General features: G+C 73.2%; 4 protein-coding genes. All 4 read right to left on the bottom strand.

Annotated elements, in window-relative coordinates; translation table 11 throughout:
- Positions 1-15: 15 nt before the first annotated feature.
- On the bottom strand, positions 16-627 hold the full coding sequence (gene cofC / locus EIO58_RS13150) for a 2-phospho-L-lactate guanylyltransferase (protein ID WP_240658824.1): 612 nt from the start codon (positions 625-627) through the stop codon (positions 16-18).
- Positions 628-686: 59 nt separating this feature from the next.
- Positions 687-1700, bottom strand: a complete 1014-nt coding sequence (fgd, locus tag EIO58_RS13145) for a glucose-6-phosphate dehydrogenase (coenzyme-F420) (protein ID WP_127819921.1) — start codon at positions 1698-1700, stop codon at positions 687-689.
- Complete coding sequence (locus tag EIO58_RS13140) at positions 1697-3196, bottom strand: flavin-containing monooxygenase (RefSeq protein WP_127819920.1); 1500 nt, start codon at positions 3194-3196, stop codon at positions 1697-1699. Before EIO58_RS13140 ends, fgd begins: the two co-directional genes overlap by 4 nt.
- Positions 3193-4580, bottom strand: a 1388-nt coding sequence (locus tag EIO58_RS13135; protein ID WP_342447980.1) for a radical SAM protein, incomplete at its 5' end; no start/stop codon positions are given. The genes EIO58_RS13135 and EIO58_RS13140, both read right to left, overlap by 4 nt.

The raw sequence follows: 4580 nt of genomic DNA, 5'->3' as shown, positions 1-4580 counted from the left end.
CGGCTGAGCGGGCGTTCAGCTCCGGCGCGCCGCGCTCAGCAGCGCCGCCGTGCGCGAGCCGAGACCGAGAGCCCGAGCCGCGTCGAGCTGGTCGGCGGTGTCGACGTCGCGGCGCAGGGTCGAGGCATCCTGCACCGCCAACGGCGTGCACCCCAGCTCGAGGTGCCGTGCGAACGATCCGTCGCCGAACGACGAGGTCCACGGCACGCCGGCGCGCGCGGTGACGAGGGTCGAGCCGGTGCCCTCGGCGTCCGACACAACCCCGCGATCGACGGATGCCGCAGCCCTCAGCGCGTCGGCGAGATCGGCGGGTCGCAGGGCGGGGAGGTCTCCGAGGAGTGCGGCGCGCGGCATCCGTTCGTTCGGATCCATCGCCGCCATCCCGGTGGCGACGGCCGCGTCGAGACCGCGCGTGTCGCCCTCGGGGGCGAACCGCAGCGCCGGGATCGCGGCCGACTCGCGCGCGAGCGCGGGGTCGTTCGTCACCACGACCACCTGCGCAACGAGCTCGCACGCCGTCGCCGCCTCGAGGGTGTCGAGGGCGATCGCGCGCGCGAGGGCGGCTCGGTCGATGCCCGCGACGTCGAGGCGGGACTTGCCGCGCGCCGCGGACTTCACGGGGACCACGACGATCCACCGGGCCGGCGGTGGCTCCACCTCGGCCCCACGCCGCCGGAACAGAGCCCTCACGTGCCGTACTTCGCGCGCAGGCGCGGCAGGATCTCCTCGCCGTACATCCGCAGGAACGCGGCCTGGTCGTGCCCCGGGTCGTGGAACACCAGGTGACGGAAGCCGAGGTCGATGTACCAGCCGATGCGTTCGACGTGTTCGTCGGGGTCGTCCGACACGATGAACCGCGAGGCCGCACGCTCGATCGGAAGCTCCTCGCCGAGGCGCTGCATCTCGATGGGGTCGTCGACGCCCATCTTCTCCTCGGGAGTCAGCGCGAGCGGCGCCCAGAACCGGGTCTTCTCCTTCGCGGCCTCGACCGTTTCTGCGAGCGACACCTTGATCTCCATGAGTGTGTCGAGACCGTCGCGCGTGCGGCCGGCCTTCGACAGCCCCTCGTCGAGCGCGGGCAGGAGCGTGTCGGTGTAGAGCTCGGGCTTCTTGCCGCTCGTCGTGATGAAGCCGTCGGCGATGCGGCCGGCGAGGCGCGTCGCGGCGGGCCCGGCGGCGCCGATGTAGATCGGCACCGGCTGGTCGAGCTTGTCGTAGATCGTGATGTTGCGGGCCGTGTAGTACGTGCCCTCGAAGTTCACGCGGTCCTCCGACCACAGGCGCCGGATGAGCCCGATCGCCTCCTTCAGCCGCTGGAACCGCTCCGGCGGATCCGGCCAGGCGATGCCGAGGTTCGCCTCGTTGAGCGCCTCGCCGGTGCCGACGCCCAGGATCACGCGCCCCGGGTACATGACCCCGAGCGTGGCGAAGTCCTGCGCGACGACGGTCGGGTTGTAGCGGAACGTCGGCGTCAGCACCGACGTGCCGATGAGCACGCGCGAGGTCTTCGCGCCGAGCGCACCGAGCCACGGGACGGATGCCGGAGCGTGACCGCCCTCGTGAAGCCACGGCTGCAGGTGGTCCGAGACGAAGACCGAGTCGAACCCGGCCTCCTCCGCGAGGATCGCGTAGTCCAGCAGCTCGGTCGGGCCGAACTGCTCGGCCGAGGCCTTGTATCCGAAGCGCAGCGGGATGGTCATGCGGGTCTCCCTTCGAGGGCGGGTTCGAGCGCGGGCTCGAGGTCGGGTGCGGGCAGGAACTCCGAGCCGTCAGCGCGGGCGAGTCGCGCGCGGAAGGCGGCGACCGTCCCAGGCCACAGCAGGGTGAGCCGGCCGGAGCGTTCGTCGACGTACCAGTTGCGGCATCCGCCGGTCATCCAGGGGGTGGATGCCGCGGCCGCCGCGATCTCGTCGGTGTAGGCCTGCTCAGCGCCGGGATCGACGCGCAGCACGCCGCCGACCTCCTGTCGGCGCGCGAGGACGCCGGCAGTGTAGGCGGCCTGCTCCTCGATCATGAGCACCGACGACGAGTGGCCGAGCGACGCGTTCGGGCCGTTGAGCACGAACAGGTTCGGGAACCCGGCGACGACGGTCGACGCGAACGACGTCATGCCGGTCGACCAGTGCCGCGCGAGCGTCTCGCCGTGCTCGCCGACGACGAGGTCGGCGTACGGCTGGCGGGTCGAAGCGAATCCCGTGGCGAGCACGAGCGCGTCGACGTCATGGCGTGACCCGTCGGCTGCTACGAGCGTCGAGCCGTGCGCCGACTCGAGGGCGGAGGGCACGAGCGTCACGGCGTCGGAGGCGACGGCGGGGTAGAACTCGTCCGACAGGAGCACGCGCTTGCACCCGAAGGCGTAGTCGGGGGTGAGCGCGGCGCGCAGCGCGGGGACTGTGACCTGCGCGTGCAGGTGCGCGAGCGCCTCGGCCTGGGCACGGGCGGATGCCTCGGCATCCCCCGACCGCGACGCGAAGCGCGCCTCGCCCTCGGCGTACAGCTCGTCGCGCAGGTGCGCGAGTTCGTCGGGCCGCGCGGCGAAGCGAGCCCGGTCTGCCTCGGAATACTCGCTGCCTCCCCGCGGCACGATCCACGCCGGGCTGCGCTGGAACAGCGTCACGTGCGCGGCCGTGCGCGCGAGTTCGGGCACGAGCTGGACCGCACTCGCGCCGGTGCCGACGACGCCGACGCGGAGGCGCGCGAGGTCGGCGGAGTGGTCCCAGCGGGCCGAGTGGAACAGCGGCCCGCGGAACGTCTCGAGCCCCGCGATCTCGGGGATCGACGGCTCGGTCAGCCGCCCGCACGCCAGCACGAGCGCGTCGGCCAGCACCACGCCCACGCCCGTGCCGATGCGCCAGGCCTCGTGCTCGGCATCCCAGTCCGCCCACTGCATTCCGGAGTTCAGGCGGAGCCGGTCGCGCAGGCCTTCGGCGTCGACGACGCGTTCGAGGTACGTGCGGATCTCGTGCCCCTGCGCGTACGTGCCCGACCACGACGGGTTCGGGTGCGCCGCGAACCCGTACAGGTGCGACGGCACGTCGCACGCCACGCCCGGATAGGTGTTGTCGCGCCAGGTTCCGCCGACGGATGCCGCACGCTCGAGCAGTACGAAGTCGTCGCGGCCCGCCCGCCGCAGTGCCATCGCCATGCCGATCCCGGCGAACCCCGCGCCGACGATCGCGACCTCGACGCGGGTCATGCCCTGACCTGGCCGTACGTCGTGGTGCGGAGGCGGAACGGCCGGAAGAGCGGCGCGACGAGGGCGGCGGCATCCGTCACCGGCAGTTCGAGACCGTGCTCGATGCCCGCCTCGGGCTTCACGCGGCCGTCGAGCAGCGTGCCGCCCAGATCGTCGCCACCCGCCTGCAGCAGGACGACGGATGCCTTGCGCCCGACGCGCGTCCACGGGATCTGGATGTGCGGAATGCTGCCCGACATCAGCAGCCGCGACACCGCGACCATGGCGCGGTGCTCGTCGAGCGCACCGCGGCCGGGTACGAGCGGAACGCCGCCCTGAGGGCCGGGGAGGGGGATCGGGACGAACTCGGTGAACCCCCCGGCCGCGGTCTGGAGCTCCCGCAGCCGCCGCAGGTGCGCGATGCGCTCGGCGGCAGTCTCGACGTGGCCGTAGAAGAGGACGCTCGTCGAGCGGAACCCCGCGCGGTGCGCGGCGGTGATGCCCTCGATCCAGCGGTCGATCTCGAGGTCTCCTGGTGCGACGAGCGCGCGCACGCGCTCGCTCAGCACCTTGACGCCGGTGCCCGGGACGGAGTCGACGCCCGCCTCGCGCAGCGCCGCGAGGGCGCCGTTGAGGCCCAGGCCGCCGCGGTCGGCGAGGTCCCATACGTCCTGGGGACGATAGGCGTGCAGATGGATGCCGGGGGCCGCGGACTTCACGGCCCGGGCGATGTCGAGGTAGCCCGAAGGGTCGACGTCGCCGGGGAGGCGGCCCTGCACGCAGACCTCGGTGGCGCCGAGGTCCCACGCGTCGGCGGCGATCGCCCCGACGTCGTCGAGCGTGAACGCCGCGGGGTCGGTGCTCGCGGTGGTGCGGAGTCCGGTGGAGGTCAGGTTGCGGTTGACCACGAGGGTGACGGCCTCGCCCACCGTGTACCGGCGGACGTCGTCGGCGGTCGCGGCGAGAGAGTCGAGATCGTCGCCGGTCGCCTCGAGCAGCGCGACCCACTCGGCGTCGTCGAGCGCGAGCGGATCGGCCGCGGCTGCCTCGGCGAGGGGCTTCACCCCGCCTTCTGGTCGAGAGGTCAGGAGGATTGGCGTGCCGGGGCTGCTCGACGGGTCGCCCTTCGGCGTGTCTCCTGCGTTCTCGACGCGCTGCGGTGAAAGCGCCGGGCCGGATCGGGCCGGACCGGTGCCCGACGACGCCGAACCGGCCATCGGGCCCGCCGCTTTCACGGCGCCGGCTTCGTCGAGGGCGGCGAGCCCGGTCACCGGATCGGCCAGGGCGGCCACGGCGGGGTGCAGCGCCGGGTCGATCCAGGTCTCGGCGTCCAGGACGAACTCGGGCTGGGCGGTCAGGCGCTCGCGCAGCTCAAAGCCGAGCTCGGCGGTGCGCGCGGCGAGCT

Origin of the sequence: Microbacterium sp. CPCC 204701 (assembly GCF_004010105.1) — a bacterium.
Classification (GTDB): Bacteria; Actinomycetota; Actinomycetes; order Actinomycetales; family Microbacteriaceae; genus Microbacterium.
This window is presented reverse-complemented; position numbering and strand designations above follow the sequence as displayed.